The 20,297-nt window shown below is 44.5% G+C and carries 22 protein-coding genes; 15 read left to right on the top strand and 7 right to left on the bottom strand.

All coding sequences use genetic code 11. The annotated features are described in order from the left end of the window. The first annotated feature begins 18 nt into the window (after positions 1–18). On the top strand, positions 19–1,287 hold the full coding sequence (gene hflX, locus M3221_RS02685; protein ID WP_251269998.1) for a GTPase HflX: 1,269 nt from the start codon (positions 19–21) through the stop codon (positions 1,285–1,287). Positions 1,288–1,338: 51 nt separating this feature from the next. Here hflX and M3221_RS02680 read toward each other — a convergent pair whose 3' ends face one another. Beyond that, the gene (locus M3221_RS02680) at positions 1,339–1,593 is read right to left on the bottom strand and encodes a S1 domain-containing protein (RefSeq protein ID WP_242231816.1); all 255 of its coding nucleotides are present in this window, start codon (positions 1,591–1,593) and stop codon (positions 1,339–1,341) included. A 162-nt stretch (positions 1,594–1,755) separates the two neighbouring features. Here M3221_RS02680 and M3221_RS02675 point away from each other — a divergent pair, with 162 nt between their 5' ends. Further along, entirely contained in the window at positions 1,756–2,595 is an 840-nt protein-coding gene (locus M3221_RS02675) for a DUF2268 domain-containing putative Zn-dependent protease (protein ID WP_251269997.1), read from the top strand. Between the two features lie 29 nt (positions 2,596–2,624). Here M3221_RS02675 and M3221_RS02670 read toward each other — a convergent pair whose 3' ends face one another. Further along, complete coding sequence (locus M3221_RS02670; RefSeq protein ID WP_251269996.1) at positions 2,625–4,772, bottom strand: MMPL family transporter; 2,148 nt, start codon at positions 4,770–4,772, stop codon at positions 2,625–2,627. Positions 4,773–4,931: 159 nt separating this feature from the next. On the opposite strand from M3221_RS02670, the gene M3221_RS02665 reads away from it, so the two are divergent. From M3221_RS02665 to M3221_RS02640, 6 genes are all read left to right on the top strand, one after another. Further along, the gene (locus M3221_RS02665; RefSeq protein ID WP_251269995.1) at positions 4,932–5,243 is read left to right on the top strand and encodes an antibiotic biosynthesis monooxygenase family protein; all 312 of its coding nucleotides are present in this window, start codon (positions 4,932–4,934) and stop codon (positions 5,241–5,243) included. Positions 5,244–5,315: 72 nt separating this feature from the next. Further along, entirely contained in the window at positions 5,316–5,744 is a 429-nt protein-coding gene (locus M3221_RS02660) for a MarR family winged helix-turn-helix transcriptional regulator (protein ID WP_242231812.1), read from the top strand. Positions 5,745–5,847: 103 nt separating this feature from the next. Further along, a complete protein-coding gene (locus M3221_RS02655) occupies positions 5,848–6,798 on the top strand; it encodes an ABC transporter permease (RefSeq protein ID WP_242231811.1) in 951 nt (316 codons plus the stop codon). After that, entirely contained in the window at positions 6,791–7,738 is a 948-nt protein-coding gene (locus M3221_RS02650) for an iron chelate uptake ABC transporter family permease subunit (protein WP_251269994.1), read from the top strand. The genes M3221_RS02655 and M3221_RS02650 overlap by 8 nt, the downstream gene beginning before the upstream one ends. Continuing rightward, a complete protein-coding gene (locus tag M3221_RS02645; RefSeq protein WP_251269993.1) occupies positions 7,738–8,496 on the top strand; it encodes an iron ABC transporter ATP-binding protein in 759 nt (252 codons plus the stop codon). The genes M3221_RS02650 and M3221_RS02645 overlap by 1 nt, the downstream gene beginning before the upstream one ends. Positions 8,497–8,511: 15 nt before the next feature. Next, complete coding sequence (locus M3221_RS02640) at positions 8,512–9,474, top strand: siderophore ABC transporter substrate-binding protein (RefSeq protein ID WP_251269992.1); 963 nt, start codon at positions 8,512–8,514, stop codon at positions 9,472–9,474. Between the two features lie 27 nt (positions 9,475–9,501). Here the strand turns inward: M3221_RS02640 and M3221_RS02635 are convergent, their stop codons facing one another. The 3 genes from M3221_RS02635 to M3221_RS02625 are packed head-to-tail and all read right to left on the bottom strand — an operon-like array spanning position 9,502 to position 12,124. Next, positions 9,502–10,938 carry a sensor histidine kinase gene (locus tag M3221_RS02635; protein WP_251269991.1) on the bottom strand — a complete coding sequence of 479 codons (1,437 nt, stop codon included), beginning with the start codon at positions 10,936–10,938 and terminating at the stop codon, positions 9,502–9,504. After that, complete coding sequence (locus M3221_RS02630) at positions 10,922–11,605, bottom strand: response regulator transcription factor (protein ID WP_251269990.1); 684 nt, start codon at positions 11,603–11,605, stop codon at positions 10,922–10,924. Before M3221_RS02630 ends, M3221_RS02635 begins: the two co-directional genes overlap by 17 nt. Positions 11,606–11,665: 60 nt before the next feature. Further along, the gene (locus M3221_RS02625; RefSeq protein WP_251269989.1) at positions 11,666–12,124 is read right to left on the bottom strand and encodes a hypothetical protein; all 459 of its coding nucleotides are present in this window, start codon (positions 12,122–12,124) and stop codon (positions 11,666–11,668) included. Positions 12,125–12,564: 440 nt separating this feature from the next. Here M3221_RS02625 and M3221_RS02620 point away from each other — a divergent pair, with 440 nt between their 5' ends. The 4 genes from M3221_RS02620 (at position 12,565) to M3221_RS02605 (ending at position 17,409) form a co-directional block, all read left to right on the top strand. Then, positions 12,565–13,518, top strand: coding sequence for a sugar ABC transporter substrate-binding protein (locus tag M3221_RS02620; protein ID WP_251269988.1), 954 nt, complete (start codon positions 12,565–12,567; stop codon positions 13,516–13,518). A 229-nt stretch (positions 13,519–13,747) separates the two neighbouring features. Then, positions 13,748–15,268, top strand: coding sequence for a sugar ABC transporter ATP-binding protein (locus tag M3221_RS02615; protein ID WP_251269987.1), 1,521 nt, complete (start codon positions 13,748–13,750; stop codon positions 15,266–15,268). A gap of 19 nt (positions 15,269–15,287) precedes the next feature. After that, positions 15,288–16,280, top strand: coding sequence for an ABC transporter permease (locus M3221_RS02610; protein WP_396120231.1), 993 nt, complete (start codon positions 15,288–15,290; stop codon positions 16,278–16,280). A gap of 100 nt (positions 16,281–16,380) precedes the next feature. Further along, positions 16,381–17,409: a LacI family DNA-binding transcriptional regulator gene (locus M3221_RS02605; RefSeq protein ID WP_251269986.1), complete on the top strand. Its 1,029-nt coding sequence runs from the start codon at positions 16,381–16,383 to the stop codon at positions 17,407–17,409. 59 nt (positions 17,410–17,468) lie between these two features. Here the strand turns inward: M3221_RS02605 and M3221_RS02600 are convergent, their stop codons facing one another. Further along, entirely contained in the window at positions 17,469–18,083 is a 615-nt protein-coding gene (locus M3221_RS02600; RefSeq protein WP_251269985.1) for a nitroreductase family protein, read from the bottom strand. 161 nt (positions 18,084–18,244) lie between these two features. Between M3221_RS02600 and M3221_RS02595 the strand changes: the two genes are divergently transcribed. The 3 genes from M3221_RS02595 (at position 18,245) to M3221_RS02590 (ending at position 19,789) form a co-directional block, all read left to right on the top strand. Next, on the top strand, positions 18,245–18,559 hold the full coding sequence (locus tag M3221_RS02595; protein ID WP_242231801.1) for a winged helix-turn-helix transcriptional regulator: 315 nt from the start codon (positions 18,245–18,247) through the stop codon (positions 18,557–18,559). A gap of 81 nt (positions 18,560–18,640) precedes the next feature. Then, on the top strand, positions 18,641–18,775 hold the full coding sequence (locus M3221_RS26210) for a hypothetical protein (protein ID WP_285878672.1): 135 nt from the start codon (positions 18,641–18,643) through the stop codon (positions 18,773–18,775). 108 nt (positions 18,776–18,883) lie between these two features. Then, positions 18,884–19,789: a CobW family GTP-binding protein gene (locus M3221_RS02590; RefSeq protein WP_251269984.1), complete on the top strand. Its 906-nt coding sequence runs from the start codon at positions 18,884–18,886 to the stop codon at positions 19,787–19,789. A 36-nt stretch (positions 19,790–19,825) separates the two neighbouring features. Here the strand turns inward: M3221_RS02590 and M3221_RS02585 are convergent, their stop codons facing one another. Continuing rightward, the gene (locus M3221_RS02585; RefSeq protein ID WP_251269983.1) at positions 19,826–20,146 is read right to left on the bottom strand and encodes a thioredoxin family protein; all 321 of its coding nucleotides are present in this window, start codon (positions 20,144–20,146) and stop codon (positions 19,826–19,828) included. Positions 20,147–20,297 lie beyond the last annotated feature (151 nt).

Genomic DNA, 20,297 nt, shown 5'->3' with positions numbered 1-20,297 from the left:
TTCAGAACGGAGGTCCCTATGAACGAAACAAAAACCGAACAACTCAAGGGCATTACAGCGGGTGTAAATACGGATAGCGAGGGAGATTTTCTGTACTCAATGGAAGAGCTCAAAAATCTGGCCGAAGCGTGCGGCATTGAAGTAAAGGGGGAGCTGACGCAAAATCTGCCTCGTACACATCCCGCTCTGTATATGGGAACGGGAAAAGTAGAAGAGCTGCAGCATCTTGTCGAACAGATGGAAGCAGATGTCGTGATTTTTGACAGTGAGCTGTCGCCATCGCAAATTCGAAATCTCGAAAAAGAGCTTGATTGCGAAGTAATCGACCGAACCATGCTTATTTTAGACATCTTCGGCCGGCGCGCCAAAACGAAAGAAGCACAGCTCCAGGTGGAGATGGCCCGTCTTCAGTATATGCTGCCGCGCCTGGTCGGCACGTATGTGGCACTTGGGCGTCAGGGGGGCGGCTCAGGCTTTAAGAACCGTGGTGCCGGGGAAACGAAGCTCGAGCTTGACCGCCGGAAAATTGAATCGAAAATTTCTTATTTACGCAAAGAACTGGCGAAAATTTCGGAGCAGCGGACTGTACAGCGCAGACAGCGCCAAAAAAATAACCTGCCTGTTGCTGCGCTTGTCGGCTATACAAATGCCGGCAAGTCAACTGTTATGAACGCAATGCTCGGAACGTACGGCGGAGACGGGGGAGAGGTTTTTGAGAAAGACATGCTTTTTGCTACGCTGGATACATCTGTGCGCAGCATTGAGCTTCCGGATAAAAAAGAGTTTTTGCTCGCTGATACGGTCGGATTTGTAAACAAGCTGCCGCACCATCTTGTAAAAGCGTTTCGCTCAACACTGGAGGAAGCGGCATTTGCCGATGTGCTTGTTCATGTCATTGATGTATCAAGCCCGCAGTTTGAAACAATGATAGATATTACGGAAAAAACGCTCGCAGATATTGGGGCAGAAAACATGCCGGTCGTCTATGTATACAATAAAGCAGACCGGGCCGGTATCGAATACCCGCAGACAGCCGGTGATTCGGTATATATATCCGCCAAAGAAAGAGCCGGTATCAGCGAGCTGACGAATAAGCTGAAAGAGTACTTGTTTAAAGACTATGTCCGCTGCACCCTGCTTATCCCATTCGACGAAGGGGAAGTCGTATCGTACTTTAATGAGCACGCGGCTGTGCTCGAAACAGAATATGAAGAGAATGGAACAAAGCTGACGGTTGAATGTCATCGAAAAGATTATGAAAAATTCAAGTCCTTTGTTACCGGCTAACCCGCTTTTAAAAACGGTCATCTTATATAAGATGACCGTTTTTTTATTTTTTCACCATAAGAAAAAGGCAGATGCGAGGGCAAAACCGGCAATAGCCGCCAGGGCAACCGGATAGCCGTATCCGTAGCCATACCAGCCATAAAATCCGTAGCCAAACCCTCCTAAAAAGCCGGCAGGACGAATCCAAACATGGTCTCTCGTTACGCGGGTAATTCTTCCTGTATGAACTTTGCCATCACGGCAGGTAATTTTCACTTTTTTTCCTGTGTGCTGTGAGCAAAGATGATAAAAGTGTGCTCGAGACATGATATTCCTCCTTTCTTTGTTTCATAGTTTATGCAGGAAAAAAAGAGATGGATAAACGAAAAGTCTATGAAACATACTTTTTTCTATAAAAACAGTACGGCTGCTCCAAAATAAACTTATTCATATATATATAAGAAAGGCAGTGAAAAAGGAGGCAGCATCATGCCGGTATTAAACAGTAGAGCATGGCTGGATGAGTTTATAAGAGAGTGTGAAAGAAAAGGAAAAAAGGAAGTGTATTTTATTCAATGTGAGACGCTGTGTGCCCCGCTGGTCTCTTTTTTTCCAGCGTTCAGCCCAGAGGAACTTCACTATCACCTGCTTGCCGCCGGATTGTTTGATCCATCCGAATGGGAAAAAACATGGAACACTGTGGAGGAAATGGATAAAAGTCGTATGTGGGAGCTGGCGGCACAGGAATACAAAGAGCTGCAGCAAAAGTGGAATGGACCTGAAGCACATATTGTTCTTTTTCCGATACGAAAAGCACGCTGGAGAGGCAAAGCGTCTATCCCTAAGAAAAATGGAGCTGCTGTCGGGAAAGTTATTTTTTTGTTTTTGACACCTGATTTACCAAGAGAAGAGGTAAAAGCCCTGCTGGCACATGAGTACAATCATGTATGCTGGTTAGATCATTTCAAAAAAGAGGATCATTCTTTGCGTTTAAAAGAGGCCCTTGTTTTAGAAGGAATAGCTGAGTTTGCGGTAAAAGAACTGTATGGGGAAAAGCAGCTCGCTCCCTGGGTAGGTCTGTATTCACTTGAAACGGCAATGAAACTATGGAAAAAAACGTTTGTTTCTGCGTTGGAGAGTACAGATAAAGAACTACAGCATGATTTTTTATATGGAAAAAAAGATCGCCGCCTTCCCAAGTGGATTGGGTATTGTATCGGCTATCATATTGTCCAGTCTTTTTCAGAGCGATCCGGCCCATTTAAAGTAGAAGAGCTATTGCAAAAGAGCGCTGATGAAATCGTCGCCGGCTCGATATTTCATAGCTGAATGCAGGCTCGCAAAAAGCAGTCTTCTGTTTAAGAAGACTGCTTTTTTGATTTTTTTTGAAACGGCATCCACCAGTTGGCTGCGCCAAGCAGTTTCATTAAGCTGGGCACAAGCAGCAGGCGCACAATCGTCGCATCGATCGCAATGGCAATCGCAATACCGATTCCAATTTGTTTTACTGGCACAACGCCGGTAAAAGCAAAAGCGCCGGTAATGGCGATCATAATGGCAGCAGCGGAAGTAATAATTTTACTTGTGCTTGCAAGCCCTTCTACAGTCGCATATGCATTGTCATATGTGTCCATATAAAATTCACGAATGCGGGAGATGAGAAACACTTCATAGTCCATGCTTAAGCCAAACACGAGACTGAAAACGAGCACCGGCAGAATAAGAGAAACAGAAGCCGGTTCCATTCCAAGCTGCCCTCCTTGAAACAGCCAGACAAGAATGCCAAACGTAGCAGCAAGGCTGAGAACATTCATGATAATCGCTTTGAGCGGAATCAGAACCGACCGGAACGCGATCATTAAAATAAAAAAGGTAGAAATCAAGATAACCGCCAGCACAGGGGCTGCTTTATCAAAAATTTCATCATACAGCTCCTGGTTAAATTTAGGCTGGCCGCCAAATGTAATCTTTACTGGCCAGTCGTCTTCGCTCCAGTTCCGAACCACTGTCTGAGCTTCGTCAGAGGCGGCTTCTGCGTTAAGAGAAATGGGAAGCAAGAGCTTGTCTCCCTGAATAAAGCCTTCAATTGCCGGCTCAAGCTTTGCGGCTGTTTGCGGATTTTCAAGGGAAGCCGCAAGTACAGCCGGATCACGCTGGCCGCTTATGGAAAACAAGGTTTCTACACCGCTCATGGTTTCGCTCCGCTTTAATTTCTGTTCCAGTTCTTTCATAACCGTTAATCCGTCTTCATCAAGCCAGCCGTTTTTTCGTTCAGCGACTGCATACACCGTTGAAGCCGTATCTTTCATGAAGTTCTCTTCAATTTTATCGTAAGCCGTGCGGGATTCGAACGTAGGCGGCAATGAATCTGCTGCTGGAATGGCCAGGTGCATGTTTTTCACTGGAATCACCGCTGTGCCGAGCAGAAAAAGAGCAAGCAGCGCGACTAAAACAGGGTGCTTCATCACGAATCGGGCAAATAAGCGCCACCGGCTGGCAGAGTTTCCGGAGACGCGCAAAATCCGTCCTTTGTAAATACGGCTGCCAAGAAGCTTTAGAAGCGCCGGAAGCAGTGTCATGGACGCGATCACCGCGACCGCAATAACAGTCATGCCGCCAATGGCCACATTTTTAAAAATATCAATGTCGATCAGCAGCACTGAGCCAAGTCCGATAAATACGCATAAAGCGGAAAAAAGAATGGAGTGGCCGGCTTTTGCTTGTGTAATCCGGATTGCTTCATCCACCGACCGGCCACGGGAGCGCTCTTCTTTATAACGATTAATAAACAAAAGTGAAAAGTCAATCGACAGTGCCAGTCCAAGCATTGGAGCGATGTTTAAAATGAAAATAGCCAAATCAACTGAGTCGGCTATAAAGGATAAAATCCCGAAGCCGACAATAATCGTCATTCCGCCAATCACAAGCGGAAGAATTGAAGCGACCACGGTTCCAAGAGCAAGCAGGAGCACGATAAGCGCTACAGGCAGTCCAATCAGTTCGGCTCGTTTTAAGTCATCCTGGCTCGCTTGATTAATATCTTTTGAGATAACAGGTCCGCCTGTCAGCGAGATGCCGTCTTCTTTTGCCAAAATAGCCCGCACGTCATCAATCACAGGATCCATTGGCTTTGACGGATCATCAAAATGAATAGCGGCATAAGCGATGTCCTCTTTCAGCCATTCTTTTTTTTCAAGAGGTGAATCGATGGCAGATGGCGATACAGTCTGGTCAATTTCATCTAAGACAGAGCTAATGTTTGTTTGAAAGGCCTTAGAGGATTCATGATTCCTCTTTTCAAATAAAACAAGCAGGGTCTGTTCTGGAAAATGAAATGTATCATGCAGCTCCTGCTGAACCACTTCATAGTCACCATCTGTCCGAAAACCGTCTCCTTCAAGCTTGGCAGGAAGCTTAGCAGCAAAGAATCCAAAAACAGCCGCCGCAATCAGCCAAAGAATAAGAATCGGTTTCCAGAATTGAATTGCAAACGATTGTTTTTTCATGGAAGCAGCTCCTTTTTTCTTTCTTGTTTCATGATAAAGGAAAATCTGCCAAACGGGAAAACAATTCATTTAGTAAACTTCTCGTTGACACTGAAAATCATTATCAATATAATGATAGAGTAAAAAAACAATTTCATTTTGGTAAAAAGGAGGTAAAATATGTTTGTTGAAATGAAAACCATTACGGTAAAACCGGGCACATCCCACTTAGTCGTTGAGAACTTTCAAGGGAAAAATGCCATGGCGGAAATGGATGGCTTTATCGATAAAAAAATTTGGGTCCGTTCACGCAGCAAAGAAGATGAAAAAGTGATTGTAGCGATCCAGTGGGAATCAGAAGAAGCCTATAAAGGGTGGAAGAAAAGTCCGATTCACATTGCCGGCCACCGCACAAAACAGGAAAAACCGGATTACATCCTGGATTTTAAAAATGAAACGTTTGTAGAAGCATCATTGCCCGCATCCGTTTAATACGACATATACTTGCACAGACAAGTTATTTCTATTACAATGATGGAGATAAGCTGTTAGAGGTGAAGAGCTATGTATAAGCTGGATGATTCACTCGGATATAAGCTGTTTCAAAGCTCGCGTCTGATGACGAACAGGTTGAATCAGCATTTTCGATCCAATGGCTATCCGATTACCCATGAACAATGGCAATTGTTAAGCCGCTTGTTTGAAAGGGACGGTCAAACGCAGCAATCTCTTGCTGTGTTAAATGAACGGGATGAGCCAAGTGTGTCGCGTCTTGTTGCAAATATGGAACGAAATGGGCTCGTTGAACGGCGTCCGCATCCGACGGATAAACGGGTAAATCTTGTTTTTTTAACGGAAGAAAGCAAGCGGATGAAGGACGATTATACAGCGATCGCTTTTCAAACCATACAAGATGCATCAAACGGAATTGATCCGGCTGAATTTGAACAGTGCCTGCGCACGCTGGATCGTATCCGACGCAATTTGTCGTAGAAAGGATGCCGGTTTCCAATCGGCTTTTATCTTTCACTTCAATTGAGAATGAATCTCTCTATCACTAACTGCCTGACAGCAATATAAAGGGTAGGGCAAATGAATGAAAAAACGTTACTTAGTATTATTGCTTATTTTATTATCTTTTGCTTCACTGTTTATCGGCGTTACCACTATTTCGCCGTTGGATTTGTTTCGATTTAGCGATCACCAGACGCAGATTTTTTGGCAGAGCCGGGTTCCACGGCTGATCAGTATTTTAATTGCCGGAGTAACGCTCAGTATCAGCGGCTTTATTATGCAGCAGCTGAGCCGCAATAAATTTGTTTCGCCAACTACGGCAGGAACGATGGATTCCGCCCGATTTGGTATCCTTATTGCGCTGATTGTCTTTACGTCGGCTGGTCCATTTGAAAAAATGGTTATCGCGTTTTTATTTTCTCTTGCCGGCACGTTTCTATTTATGAAGATCCTTGACCGGATTAAAATGAAAGATCCTATTTTTATTCCACTTGTCGGGCTTATGTTCGGAAATATTATCAGTTCCATCACAACATTTTTTGCGTATAAGCACGATTTGATTCAAAACATGTCAGCTTGGCTGCAGGGAGACTTTTCCATGATTACAGCCGGGCGCTATGAAATGCTGTACATAAGTATTCCGCTTGTTGTGATTGCTTACTTCTTCGCCGACCGGTTTACGATCGCCGGAATGGGAGAGGATTTTGCAAAAAATCTCGGCTTGAATTATAAGCAGGCTGTAAACGTCGGGCTCGTTATTGTGGCGCTGTCAACCACACTCGTTGTGCTGACAGTCGGGCTTATTCCGTTTCTTGGTCTCGTTGTTCCGAATATTGTGTCGATTTACCGGGGGGACAATTTAAAAAACAGCTTGTTTGATACCGCGCTTTTAGGAGCCGTATTCATTTTGTTCTGCGATATTCTCGGGCGAATCATCATTTTCCCATATGAAATTCCAATCGGTTTAACGGTTGGCGTTATTGGGAGCGGGATTTTTATTTACTTGCTGATGAGGAGACGGGATTATGCGTGAAAAGGGCAAACTGATCATACTAATTGTGCTGGCGGCAGCTTCGATAGCCGGCTATATGTTTATTGAGCTTGGACCTAATTGGGACTATGCTCTGCCAAGGCGGGCAGAAAAAATTGCAGCGATTGTGCTGACAGGAACAGTTATTGCAGTCGCTACACTGCTGTTTCAAACGGTAACGAACAACCGGATCTTAACGCCAAGCATTATCGGGCTTGACTCCTTGTATATGCTTGTGCAGACAACGCTTGTGTTTTTCCTTGGCTCGACCAGCCTGACAGTCATGAACAAGCAGGTGAACTTTGCGATTTCGATCGGCTTTATGGTACTGTTTGCACTTGTGCTGTACCGGCTGCTTTTTCGCAGAGAAGGGCAGAGCATTTACTTCTTGCTTCTGCTTGGCCTTATTTTCGGTACGTTTTTCGGCAGCTTTACCTCATTTATGCAGGTATTGATTGATCCAAATGAATTTCAGATTATTCAAGACCGGATGTTTGCGAGCTTTAACAATGTCCAGACAGAGGTTTTGATGATGGCAGCCGTGATTACTGCCGCTATGCTGCTGTATTTAATGAAATTTTTTAAGTATCTTGATGTTCTTTCACTCGGAAAAGAAACAGCGATTAACCTTGGAGTTGAGTACGATTACACGGTCAAACGGCTGCTTGTTATTATTGCTGTTCTTATTTCCGTTGCTACGGCGCTGGTTGGTCCGATTACGTTTCTTGGACTGCTCGTTGTGAATGTGGCCTATGAAATGTTTAAAACCTATAAACATTCCGTTCTTATTTTTGCTTCGATACTTGTGTCGATTGCGGCACTTGCCGGCGGTCAAATGATCGTTGAACATGTGTTTACTTTTTCTACGCAGCTTAGCGTGATCATTAACTTTGTCGGCGGCATTTACTTTATATACTTATTGTTAAGGGAGAGTAAAAAATAATGGTAGAAGTGCAGTCTATCTCGAAATCATACGGATTAAAAGCAGTTGTTGATGATGTGTCAGTCAATATTCAAAAGGGAAAAATCACATCGTTTATTGGTCCGAACGGTGCCGGGAAAAGTACGCTTTTATCCATTATCAGCCGCTTGATGAGTGCGGATACTGGTGAAGTGCTGATCGACGGGCAAAAAGTAAACGAAACAAAAAGCAGAGATTTAGCCAAAAAAATGGCTATTTTAAAGCAGTCTAATCATCTAAACCTGCGTTTGTCGGTCCGTGACCTTGTTGCCTTCGGGCGTTTCCCTTACTCACAAGGGAAATTAACAAAAGAAGACCACGTTCACATTGACGAAGCGCTTCGTTACATGGAGCTCGAGGAACTGCAGGACCGCTACTTAGACCAGTTGTCCGGCGGGCAAAAGCAGCGGGCGTTTATCGCGATGACCATCGCTCAGGATACCGAGTATATTCTATTAGACGAACCGCTGAACAATTTGGATATGAAGCACTCTGTTCAAATTATGAAAGTGCTGCGCCGCCTTGCAGATGAACTCGGTAAAACGGTTCTGATTGTCATCCATGATATCAATTTTGCTTCTGTGTATTCCGATTATATTGTGGCCCTAAAAGACGGCAAAATTGAAGCACAGGGAACGGTCAATGAGATTATTACCACGTTGACACTCAAACAGGTATATGGCATGGATATGTCTATTCAGGAAATTAACAATCAAAAAATATGCGTGTATTTTAGCTGATAAAAGGAGAGCATTATGAAAAAATATTTGTTATTTATCGTTATGGCTGTTTTTGCGGTAATCGCAGCGGCATGCAGTTCATCAACTTCTGGAGAGAAAGCCGAAACAGAGCCGGCAGAGGGCAATGAAACACCAAAAGAAGTAACCGTAACACATGAGCTTGGCGAAACAACAGTGCCGGTTAACCCGGAAAAAGTAGTTGTATTTGATTTTGGTTCACTTGATACAATGGCAGAGCTTGGCATTGAGCCAGTCGGCCTTCCAAAAGAAAATATTCCGGATTACCTTTCAAAGTTTGAAGATGAAAAGTATGAAAATACAGGCAGCTTAAAAGAGCCGGATTTTGAAAAAATTAATGAACTTGCACCAGATTTAATCATTATTTCAGGCCGTCAAATGGACTTATACGACCAATTTGCGGAGATTGCGCCGACTGTTTATCTTGCTGTTGATGAGTCGAACTACATGGAATCATTCAAGAAAAATGCAACAACAATCGGTCAAATTTTTGATAAAGAAGCAGAAGTAAAAGAAAAATTAACAGCTATTGATGAAAAAGTAGCGGCACTAAACGAAAAAGCATCATCAATGAACGAAAATGGACTTATTATTTTGGCGAATGAAGGCAAAATAAGCGCGTACGGACCTGCGTCACGCTTCGGTATTATTCATGACGTATTCGGTGTAAAACCAGCTGATGAAAACATTGAAGTATCTACCCATGGACAAAGCGTTTCATTTGAATATTTAGTGGAAACAGATCCAGACTACTTGTTTGTTGTAGACCGCGGCGCGGCTGTAGTAGACGGAGAGTCTTCTGTAAAACAGGTTGTAGAAAACGATCTTGTAAAGAGCACAAAAGCTGTGAAAAACGATCATGTCGTTTACCTTGATGCAAACGTTTGGTACTTATCAGGCGGAGGCTTGCAGTCTGTTTTAAAGCAGGCTGATGAAATTGAAAAAGCGATTAGCAAGTAATTCAAAAACAGGACTGATGCGGAGGCATCAGTCCTGTTTTTTTAATTTAATCGTAAAGGTTGTGCCAAGAGGTGATGTTTCCTTCAGCTCCAGGTCGCCATCCATGGCCCGGGCAAGCAGCTGGCTGAACGGGAGACCGAGACCGAGGCCGCGGACTTTATATTTTTTATTTTCTCCACGGTAAAACCGTTCAAAAATCAAGGCTCTTTCAGCATCCGGAATACCAATTCCCGTATCGGCTACGTCAATGAGGGCGTACGATTCATCAGTGCGAATCGTAACAGAAAGCTGGCCTTTTGTTTCAATAGCATGAGCCGCGTTGTTGAGCAGGTTCATCATAATCTGCTGCAGGCGGTCAGGATCCGTCAGCACCATCAAGTCCCGCTCATACGGATAAAAATGAATAGGGATGCCGTCCGGGTTACGGGCTAAGTTCCATTCATGAACAATGTCCCCTGTTAGTTCATTGAGTTCATGCGGCGCGGTTGAAACCGGCAGAGCATTGGCTGCAAACGTGTTGAATTCGAGCAGGTCATTGATCATATTCTGCATTCGTTCCGTTTCTTTTAAAGAAATCGTAAGAAATTCTTTCGCTTCTTCCCCGGTAACAACGTCGTCTTTGACAGCTTGAAGCAGACCGCTGATTGAGGTAACAGGTGTTTTTAACTCGTGGGTGACACCCGCAAGCAGTTCAGCACGAATAGATTCAAGCTGTTCAAGGCGGACAGCCATATCGTTAAAAGACGTGACGAGGTCGTATACTTCCTGTTCTTTCGCCCTCGAAGGCTTAAGGAGCACTCCATAGTTACCGTTGCGAATTTCTTTGGCCGCGGCAGCTGCTGCACTGATTGGCCGTGCAAGCCGGCGCGATAAAATGTAAATCGCTGCCCAGCCAAGCAGGCCGCTGCCGATAATAAGCATCGCAAGCAGACGGTATTCATCGTTTAAATCAGCAAATTTATCTTCCGGCTGCAGCATGACGACCCATCCGAATGTGATATCATTTACCATGATTGGTTTTTTAATCAAGTAAACAATGGCGTCATCGTTTAAGGCGGAAAAGGTCTGTACTGCACTGTTTTTCTCCAGCACAGCGGTCGGAAAAGAACTTTCTTTGTATAAGTTATCGTCACCAGCGGATATGATCACACCATTCGCATCCGTAATAAAAATGGAAGGGGGGGATTCCATTTTTCTCAGTTCATCCCGCACATCGAGCATGTCCCGGTCAAGGTAAGAAGATGCCTCAGAGTCATCGCCAGCCTGCTGGCTGCCGGCAATGCGGCCGGCAAGCTCCGCTGCTAAAAACTCGGATACATCGAGCCGGTTTTGAAGAGTCGTGTGCTGAATCCAGACGACCGACAGCATAGCCAGGACAAGCAGGCCGAGAGCAAGGGTAATGGCATAACGGGTTGTCCAATAACGAAGCAGTGAGATGCGCCGTGTTCTATTCCGCCGTAACAAATTGATACCCTAAGCCGCGCAATGTTTTGATTTCCCCCTCAGATGACGGCCACTTTGCCAGTGCTTTCCGGATTCTTTTCACAGATAAATCAACCGCACGATCGCTTCCATCGTAATCATGCCCCCATACTTCATCTAAAAGTTGATCCCGCGTAAAGGTCCGGTTGGGAGCCGCTGCTAAAAACAGCAGCAAAGACAAGTCCCGCGGTGTTAAGGTAATATCTTTACTTCCTAGAGAAATACGATGCGCGGTAAAGTCGATCGTCAGGCTGCCGAAGTGCTGTACATTCTCATCGGTGCGTTTTGAATCGGACCGGCGAAGCACAGCTCGTATGCGTGCAACGACTTCGTCGGCGATAAATGGTTTAGAGATATAATCGTCTGCCCCGCCGTTTAAGCCGTCCAGCCGGTAGTTCACATCATTTAAAGCCGTCAGCATAATCACAGGGCAGCTGCTGCTTTCCCGAATTTCTTTTAATACTGCCCAGCCATCTTTTTCTGGCATCATCACATCAAGCAGAACAAGAGAAGGAGAAATCGTATGAAATTTTTCAACCGCTTCCGTTCCATTAAAAGCTTGTACAACATCAAAGCCGGCTTTCGCCACATATACCTTTAATACCTGGCTGATTGCCGGTTCATCTTCTGCAATTAAAACTGTCTGCATGTCCATCTTCCTTTCCTTTGTTAAAGGGTTCGACAAAAAACCGGCCTTGCTTGGCCGGTTTTAATAAAATCCATTTAATTGTTCAGCCGCCGTTTCATTTACTTCCGCAATGGCCGCAATGATTTCTTTTGTGCGCTGTCCTTCTGTTTGGATGCCGAATTGATCCGCCACATTATGTACATAGGCTTCATGGGCTTTTTTCACCTGAAGACGAAGTGTTTTTTCATCTTTACCAGCTGTATCAAGATGGAGAGCTTCGGCCTGACGCTGCAATTTTGCCAGACGGACTTTTTTAGCAGCTGTTTCCAAATCATCATGTTCATTATAAACACCGAGTGCCATTGCTTGATCTGCAATGATATCGGCAAAATTTCTTGTGCCTGTACGAGCAACGGACGAGGCCGTTTGTTCTTTTATAAGCTGCGGGGAAGCCGCCTGAGCTGGAGAAGAGGGAACACCGCTTAAAATTGTAATGGATAGCGCGCCCGTCATAACATATGACATTGTTTTCTTCTTCATGATTCTTCCTCCTGTGCATTTCCTTTACTAGATGCTTTTAGTTTACCCGATAATTAAGTCAAGTACATGTCAAATTGAAAACTTTTTAATTTTGTTCACGTTCACATCTATTTTTTTGCAAAATTCTTCTTGATCTTTAAAAACACATCGATTAATATCTAGTTAAGCGCTTACTTAATCAAGAAAATTCAGAAAAGTAATCACTTTCACGTATAGTGGCATGAAGGTAGGAAGAAAGAATGAAATTACTGCAATCGCAGAAAAAAGGGACACATAGTGCCAATTGGGAAAACGCTTAACCTGATTTTGAAGAAAAGAGCTATGTGCTCCATAAAAGAAATGTACTGGAGCTGCAAGGACAAGCAGTTTAACACCTTACTTTTTTGAAAACGATTTCATGTCGTTTCCATATATGAACAACCTGGGGGAGGAAGAAAAAAATGAAGAAAAAGTTTTTTCTGTTCATGGCATTGATGGTAGCACTAACAGCTGTATTGGCAGGATGTAGAGGCGGGGAAGGTGCAGATGGGGAGGAAAAATTAAAAATCGGTGTGGCACTCCCAGACTTTGATGATAAATGGCTCAGCTACCTGCAGGACGGTATGACGGATTACGAGAAAAAAGCTGGCGATATTGAAGGTGTTTATGTAGATGCAATGAATGACGCAGCGAAGCAAATGTCTCAGGTTGAAACGTTTATTTCCCAAGGTGTAGACGCAATTGCAATCGTACCCGTTGATACAGAATCTGTAGGCACAATCGTAGACATGGCAAATGCAGCAGAAATTCCAATTGTGGTCGTGAACCGTACGTATAAAGAAATTGAAGATGCAACAGCATTCGTTGGCGGAAACTCAATTGATTCAGGCATTATGCAAATGGAACAAGTCGCAAAACTTCTTGGCGGTAAAGGGAACGTGGCAATCATGAATGGCCAATCTGGACAGGAGGCGGAAATCAAGCGCACGGAAGGAAACAAGCAAGTAATCGAGAAAAATCCAGGCATGAAACTAGTAAAAGAAAAGAATGCAGACTGGGATCGCGCAAAAGGGATGACGTTGATGGAAAACTGGCTGCAATCAGGAGAGAAAATTGACGCTGTTGTAGCAAATAACGATGAAATGGCCATTGGCGCGATCATGGCACTTGAAGCAGCCGGCAAACTTGAAGAAGTAACTGTAGCAGGCATTGACGGTACACCGGATGCACTTGAATATGTAAAATCAGGAAAGCTGAAAGTTTCTGTATTCCAGGATGCAGCTGGCCAAGGATCAAAAGGGCTTGAAATTGCAGCAAAAGCAGCAAAAGGCGAAGAAGTTGAAAAAATGAACTACATTCCATTTGAATTGATCATACCGGAAAACGTGGAAACATATATCAAAAAATGGCAATAAGAAAAGCATAAAGCGCCTGCTTATCGGCGACAAGTATAAGGTGAGCCCTCCTGGAGGTGCTTTATACCTCCAGAAGGGCTTGACTTATGACCTCGAGCCGATGGCGCTTGAAGCTAGACACAGTCTGGAGAATCAAGCCTAAAGTACGTCAGCTTCAAGCGCGACAATTAAGAAGACCGGGCAGCAATGGCTGCCCGCCTTCTATTAAAACCATTTCGAGGTGAAAAAAATGACATCTCCATATATTTTGCAAATGTCAGGGATATCAAAAAGCTTTCCGGGTGTTAAAGCACTCCAAAACGTTCGTCTGGATGTAAAAAAAGGCGAAGTACATGCCTTGATGGGTGAAAATGGCGCGGGTAAATCCACGCTGATGAAAATCCTGATCGGCATTTATACTGCTGACACGGGAAGCGTCCTATTCGACGGTGAAGAATTGAAGATTAACAATGTCAGTGAAGCGCTTGATAAAGGCATTTCAATGATTCACCAGGAATTAAACCCCGTGCCGGAAATGACTGTGGCAGAAAATATCTTCCTCGGCCGCGAGCCGACCTACGGCAAAACAGGTCTGGTTAACCAAAAGCAGCTTGTGGCCAACACGAGAGAGCTTTTTGAACGCCTGAACATTACAACGATCGATCCAAAAGCCAAAATGGTTGATTTAACGGTAGCAAAAATGCAGCTGGTCGAAATCGCCAAAGCGGTTTCCTACGATTCAAAGCTTATCATCATGGACGAACCCACATCCGCCATTACCGACAAAGAAGTTGCCCATTTATTTGACATTATCCGCTCGCTGCAAAAGAAAAACGTCGGCATCATTTACATTACGCACAAGATGGAAGAACTCAAGCAAATTGCCAATACATTAACTGTTTTCCGTGATGGCCAGTATGTCGGCACAGATTCTATTGACAATATGTCCCGTGAACGCCTGATTGAAATGATGGTCGGCCGCGAGCTTTCCCAGGTATTTAATAAAGAGCATGCAGACATTGGGGAAGTAGCGCTTGAAGTCAAAAACTTAACAAAAGAAGGAAAGTTTTACGATGTGAATTTCCAGGTCCGTAAAGGAGAGGTACTCGGCATCGCCGGTTTAATGGGCTCTGGACGCAGTGAGATCCTGGAAACCATTTTCGGTGCGATGCAGGCAGATTCAGGAGAAATTCTTGTTGGCGGCCAGTCCAAAAAAATGCGTTCGCCGAAAGATGCGATCAGCGCTGGCATCGGCCTTTTGACAGAAGACCGGAAGTTAACCGGCTGCTTCCTGCCGCTCAGTGTGCGGGATAACATGATCATGGTGAATATCAACAAGTATAAAAAAGGCGGACTGCTTGACCGGAAGAAAATTGAGAGCGACTGTGCGGACCAAAAGGCAAAAATGAATATTAAAACGCCGAATATGGACCAGCTGATCAGCAATTTAAGCGGAGGCAACCAGCAAAAGGTGCTTATCGGACGCTGGCTCCTTCACAACCCGGATATTCTCTTTCTGGACGAGCCGACTCGCGGCATCGATATCGGTGCGAAAAGTGAAATTTACAGCTTGATCTTTGAGCTGGCCAAGCAGGGCAAAGCCATTATTGTCGTATCTTCGGAAATGCCGGAAGTGATCGGGCTGAGTGACCGTATTGTCGTCATGAGTGAAGGATACCAGACAGGGGAGCTTGACCGATCGGAAGCTTCACAGGAAGCCATTATGGAGCTGGCAACGCGCGGGGAATTAATGAAACAAAAAACATCGTAAGAACAGGGAGGCAAAAGGGATGAGTAACTTATCAACCGTTACGAATAACAATCCAGGTGTAGGCGTTCAAAAAGAGTCAAAAGCAGGAACAATATTCAAAAAATATGGAATGCTCATTATTTTAGTTGCATTAATCGGGCTTATGACGGCACTTGAACCGAACTTTATCAATTCCAACAACATTATTAACATTGTAAGACAGATGGCGGTCATCGGAATCATCGCAATCGGCGTAACCTTCATTATCATTACAAGCGGAATTGATTTATCTTCTGGTTCTGTCGTGGCCTTGACGTCTGTACTCGTTGCCGCAGTTGCACAGGAAGGAACATATCCACTTATTGTAGCTGTTCTCGTGGCAATTGCAGTTGGAGCTGGCACAGGCCTTTTTAACGGTTTTTTAATCACAAAAGGAAATATTGCTCCCTTTATTGTAACGCTTGGTATGATGACTGCAGCACGCGGACTTGCGCTTCTTTATAGCGGCGGACGCCCAATTGGCGGCTTATCAGATTCATTGCTGTTTCTTGGACAGGGCATGATTGCCGGCATCCCGGTACCTGTCATCATTTTTGCCATTATCGGTGTGATTTCTTATATTCTTTTAAATAAAACAAGATTCGGTAAATATGTTTATGCGATTGGCGGCAATGAGCAGGCGGCGATGATTGCCGGTGTAAACGTAACAAAAGTAAAAATCTTGGTTTACACATTGAACGGTCTTCTAGTCGGAATTGCCGGCCTTATTCTAACAGCCCGTATTGCGTCAGGGCAGCCGACAGCTGGTACAATGTATGAGCTGGATGCGATTGCGGCGACTGTTATAGGCGGAACAAGCTTAACAGGCGGCATTGGTACCATTGGCGGAACGATTATCGGTGCTCTTATCATCGGGGTAATGAATAATGGTCTTGATTTAATGAACGTTTCTTCATACTGGCAGCAAATTCTAAAAGGCGTCATCATTACAGTCGCAGTTTATATCGATGCACGCAAGCACAAGAAAAAATAATAAAGCGGGATGCTGACTGAAAAATTTCAGCGTCACATGAAGTGATTCACGGCGTTTCGTGTTACTCTAAGAATAGAATGACACGAGGAGAAACGATGATATGAAACCGACGATTTATGACGTGGCGGAAAAAGCGGGAGTTTCTATTGCTACCGTATCCAAGGTCGTGAACAATACAGGGCGGATCAGCGAAAAAACCCGTAAGCGTGTAACAGAGATTATGCGGGTTCTTGACTACCAGCCGAGCAGTGTCGCAGCGGCACTGACAGGCAAAAAAACATATACCGTCGGCGTGCTTGTTCCTGATATTGCCAACCCGTTTTTTGCGGAAGTGGCCCGGGCACTGGAAAACCGGGCACGGGAATCTGGTTATACACTGATGCTGTGCAGCACGGATTATAAGCAGCAGAGGGAACGGGAATATTTAGAGCTTTTTTCTAAAAAGCAGGTTGACGGTGTGATGGTAGCCATTGAGCCGGAAGAAATGGATCATTTCAAAAAATTTAATGAGCGCGGCGTACCGAGCGTAATGCTGTCTGTGAATCACTTAGACGCTTCAGCCAGTGTGGTCATGACAGACAATGTGCGCGGAGGGTACGTAGCCGGTAAATATTTGCTGTCGAAAGGACACCATGAATTAGCCATTATGTACGAAAAGCAGCGCCAATCGGGGCGTTCCCGCTTGATTGGTTTTCAGCAGGCGTTATCAGAAGCAGATGTGATGGTTGAAGAACCGTACATTATTGATACCCGCTCTGATATTTTGGAAGCGAAAAAAGCCGCGCAAAAGCTGCTTCGTCTCCCAAAAAAGCCAACCGCTGTGTTTGCAGCAACGGACTTGATCGCTATTGTGTTGATCAACGAAGCGAGAGGAGCGGGTGTGCGGGTACCCGAGGATATGTCGGTCATCGGCTTTGATAATACCATTTATGCGGAAATTGCCGATCCTGGACTTACGACGATTGCACAGCCTATTACAGATCTTGCTCATTATTCATTTGACCAGCTGTTACAGCTCATCAAGCAGCCGGATCAAATTGGACATCGGATTATGCTGGCGCCATCTTTAATTGAAAGAGGATCGGTTCGAAAAATCATCGATGGTGGATCTTCATCCAATGAAAATTAAAAAGCGCGGACTTTTCAATATTGAAAAGTCCGCGCTTTTTTATTCAAAAAAGGGGTACATTATTTGTACACTTTTACACGCTCATCAAGCGGCGCAAATTCTTTGTCGCCGGCTGGCGCTGTTGGTTTGCCGAATGGCATTTGAGCAATGAGCTTCCAGTCTGCTGGAATATTCCACTGGGCTGCTACTTTTTCATCAATCAGTGGATTGTAGTGCTGCAGGGTTGCACCGAAGCCTTCGTTTTCAAGCGCTGTCCAAACGGTAAATTGAAGCATACCAGATGCCTGGTTAGACCAAACAGGGAAGTTGTCCGCATAAAGGGCAAACTGCTCCTGAAGGCTGCGGACGATCGATTGATCTTCAAAGAATAAAACTGTTCCGTAGCCTGCCTGGAACATATCCATTTTCTCTTGTGTAGAAGCGAAGCTTTCTTCTGGAACCACATTTTTTAACGTTTGTGTTGTAATATCCCACAATGTATCATGCTGTTCGCCAAGAAGAACGACAACACGCCCTGTTTGCGAATTAAAAGCTGTTGGCACATGCTTAACTGCAAATTCAATGATTTCTTGGATTCTTTCATCTGAAGCGACAGACTCTTTTGAAATAGCATAATGAGAGCGGCGATTTTGAACAGCTGTGTAAAAATCTGTTTGGGTAGAAGTGTTTGACATGGTTTATGTACCTTCTTTCAAATAAAATTTTGTTACCTTTAGAAACATAGTTTAAAAAAATAAATTAAATTAGTCAAGTAACTAGATATTGAAAAGTGGAAAGATATCATCTTTCTTTAAAATGGTGTATACTAAGAGTACATAAAAGAGGTGAAAGAATAATGGAGCTTTGTCCAAAAGTAGAAAAAGCAATGCAGTTATTAGGCAAACGATGGACGGGCCTTGTGATTAAACAGCTTTTGGATCGGCCGCAGCGGTTCTCTGAAATTAAAGCTGGATTTCCGATCAGCGGAAAGCTGCTGACAGAGCGGCTGAAAGAGCTGGAAGAGGAAGGCATGGTCACTCGAAAAGTGTATGCAGAAGTGCCGGTTCGGGTTGAATATACATTAACGGAAAAAGGACGCGCCTTAAAAGCGGCTATTACAGAAATAGAGAATTGGGCGCATGACTGGGTTGAATTAGAAGAACACGTATAAATCAAATTTAAGGCTTTCGCCCTGTTTGATCGCGCATTCCAGCGGGAATGGGACATGTAACATGATAAAAGGAGAAAAAACATGTCCCATGAACAGCAGGCCCTGCTTGAAGCCATGCAGGAAGCCTACTCCCAGAGTGAGCGGCAGGATGCGAGTGTGGATGCCGTCATGACGCTGATTATCGAAAAACTTGAACTGGTGATCAAACCAAAGTAAAGCAGGGGGTTCGCTCCTGCTTTTTGTTTTGGCAAAAAGTGAAGGAGCATGTACAATAGATAACGTGTATTAAATCGGAACTATGTGGATTTGAGAAAGGATTGGCCTATGAAAACAGAACTTTATATAATTGGAGGCTTTCTTGGCAGCGGGAAAACCACACTGCTGTTGAAACTGCTTCAAAAAGAAAAAGAAGCAGGCAGAAAAGTCGCTGTTCTGATGAATGAAATCGGTGCGCTTTCGGTTGATTCGGCGCTTATCGGAGAAAAAACGGCTGTACGGGATATGTTGAACGGCTGTATTTGCTGTACGATTAAAGATGAAATAGAAGTGGAATTACTGGCGCTTTACCGGGAACACCAGCCGGATGTCGTTTATATTGAAACGACCGGTGCTGCTCATCCGATGGAAGTGCTCGATGCCTGCATGTCTCCATCCATCGCGATGAAAATTGATGTAAAAGGCATTTTAACGCTTGTAGACTGTGCCCGGTGGGTGGAGCGGAACCGGCTGCCGATTGCCCATCGGAAGCTGATGGAGGATCAAGCACGCTGGAGTGATATTGTTGCACTCACTAAAACAGATTTGGTCGCCGAGGAAACCTTGGCAGTCGTTCGCAGAGATATCCGCTCACTCAATCAGAAGGTTCAGTTAATTGAAATAACGCATGGAGAAGGAGAAGTTGTTTTTGGCAGCGGAAGCCAGTCACAAGAACAGCATCACGCCCGCCATCATCTGCATGTTCGAACATTTGCTTATGAATTTGTGAATCACGTACCGCGTGCTGCTTTTAGAAAGTGGGTAGAACATCTGCCGGATTCGGTGCTGCGCATCAAAGGATTCATCAAGTTTGAGGATTCAGGAGATCAGCCGGAGCTGTTTCAGTATGCGTATGGCGTTCCGTTTTTTCAGCCGCAGCCGATCAAGCGGCCGACGGTCATTGTTGTGATTGGGGAAGAGCTTCCGGAAGAGGAAATGCGTAAAGAGTTAAATAAACTCGAAGGCGTATTTTAAAAACCGGCCCGTATACGGGCCGGTTTTGGCTGTTCATTAAGCAGGAAGGTTTTGCAGGTACTCACGTACTTGCTCCGGAGACTTAGCATTTGCACTGTGCAAATGAGCTAATTTTTCGCCGTCTTGAAAAAGAAGCAGGCTTGGGATGCCCATTACATCGTATTTTTGTGCAGCTTCGGGAAAATCATCCCGATTCAGTTCAAACCAGCGGTATTGGCTGTAGTCCGCTATAATTTCATCAATAAACATATCCATTCTTGTGCAGTCCGGGCACCAGCCGGCGTAAAATTTAATGATGACCGGCTCACTGCCGGCAATAATTTCTTCGAATTGCTCTTGTGTTTGAATTGCTTCCATTCTGCTAACTTCCTTTCTAATTGGTTCATCGACTTTTGCACTCAGCGTATTTAAGTATGAGACGCAGAAGCCGGAACATTTTGTTCAAGTTATTGTATCACGGTCCCGCTTAGATTTCTCCTATCTGAATCGTTTGGCTGTTGTAGAATGG

This window comes from Domibacillus indicus (genome assembly GCF_023715895.1).
Classification (GTDB): Bacteria; Bacillota; Bacilli; order Bacillales; family Domibacillaceae; genus Domibacillus; species Domibacillus indicus_A.
Note: the sequence above shows the minus strand (reverse complement) of the source record. Positions and strands in the feature narration are given on the sequence as shown.

What these genes read in the sequence shown, in the direction of transcription:
- hflX (WP_251269998.1), top strand. Translation starts at nt 19, where the DNA reads ATGAACGAAACAAAAACCGAACAACTCAAGGGCATTACAGCGGGTGTA.
- M3221_RS02680 (WP_242231816.1), bottom strand. Translation starts at nt 1,593, where the DNA reads ATGTCTCGAGCACACTTTTATCATCTTTGCTCACAGCACACAGGAAAA.
- M3221_RS02675 (WP_251269997.1), top strand. Translation starts at nt 1,756, where the DNA reads ATGCCGGTATTAAACAGTAGAGCATGGCTGGATGAGTTTATAAGAGAG.
- M3221_RS02670 (WP_251269996.1), bottom strand. Translation starts at nt 4,772, where the DNA reads ATGAAAAAACAATCGTTTGCAATTCAATTCTGGAAACCGATTCTTATT.
- M3221_RS02665 (WP_251269995.1), top strand. Translation starts at nt 4,932, where the DNA reads ATGTTTGTTGAAATGAAAACCATTACGGTAAAACCGGGCACATCCCAC.
- M3221_RS02660 (WP_242231812.1), top strand. Translation starts at nt 5,316, where the DNA reads ATGTATAAGCTGGATGATTCACTCGGATATAAGCTGTTTCAAAGCTCG.
- M3221_RS02655 (WP_242231811.1), top strand. Translation starts at nt 5,848, where the DNA reads ATGAAAAAACGTTACTTAGTATTATTGCTTATTTTATTATCTTTTGCT.
- M3221_RS02650 (WP_251269994.1), top strand. Translation starts at nt 6,791, where the DNA reads ATGCGTGAAAAGGGCAAACTGATCATACTAATTGTGCTGGCGGCAGCT.
- M3221_RS02645 (WP_251269993.1), top strand. Translation starts at nt 7,738, where the DNA reads ATGGTAGAAGTGCAGTCTATCTCGAAATCATACGGATTAAAAGCAGTT.
- M3221_RS02640 (WP_251269992.1), top strand. Translation starts at nt 8,512, where the DNA reads ATGAAAAAATATTTGTTATTTATCGTTATGGCTGTTTTTGCGGTAATC.
- M3221_RS02630 (WP_251269990.1), bottom strand. Translation starts at nt 11,605, where the DNA reads ATGCAGACAGTTTTAATTGCAGAAGATGAACCGGCAATCAGCCAGGTA.
- M3221_RS02625 (WP_251269989.1), bottom strand. Translation starts at nt 12,124, where the DNA reads ATGAAGAAGAAAACAATGTCATATGTTATGACGGGCGCGCTATCCATT.
- M3221_RS02620 (WP_251269988.1), top strand. Translation starts at nt 12,565, where the DNA reads ATGAAGAAAAAGTTTTTTCTGTTCATGGCATTGATGGTAGCACTAACA.
- M3221_RS02615 (WP_251269987.1), top strand. Translation starts at nt 13,748, where the DNA reads ATGACATCTCCATATATTTTGCAAATGTCAGGGATATCAAAAAGCTTT.
- M3221_RS02610 (WP_396120231.1), top strand. Translation starts at nt 15,288, where the DNA reads ATGAGTAACTTATCAACCGTTACGAATAACAATCCAGGTGTAGGCGTT.
- M3221_RS02605 (WP_251269986.1), top strand. Translation starts at nt 16,381, where the DNA reads ATGAAACCGACGATTTATGACGTGGCGGAAAAAGCGGGAGTTTCTATT.
- M3221_RS02600 (WP_251269985.1), bottom strand. Translation starts at nt 18,083, where the DNA reads ATGTCAAACACTTCTACCCAAACAGATTTTTACACAGCTGTTCAAAAT.
- M3221_RS02595 (WP_242231801.1), top strand. Translation starts at nt 18,245, where the DNA reads ATGGAGCTTTGTCCAAAAGTAGAAAAAGCAATGCAGTTATTAGGCAAA.
- M3221_RS26210 (WP_285878672.1), top strand. Translation starts at nt 18,641, where the DNA reads ATGTCCCATGAACAGCAGGCCCTGCTTGAAGCCATGCAGGAAGCCTAC.
- M3221_RS02590 (WP_251269984.1), top strand. Translation starts at nt 18,884, where the DNA reads ATGAAAACAGAACTTTATATAATTGGAGGCTTTCTTGGCAGCGGGAAA.
- M3221_RS02585 (WP_251269983.1), bottom strand. Translation starts at nt 20,146, where the DNA reads ATGGAAGCAATTCAAACACAAGAGCAATTCGAAGAAATTATTGCCGGC.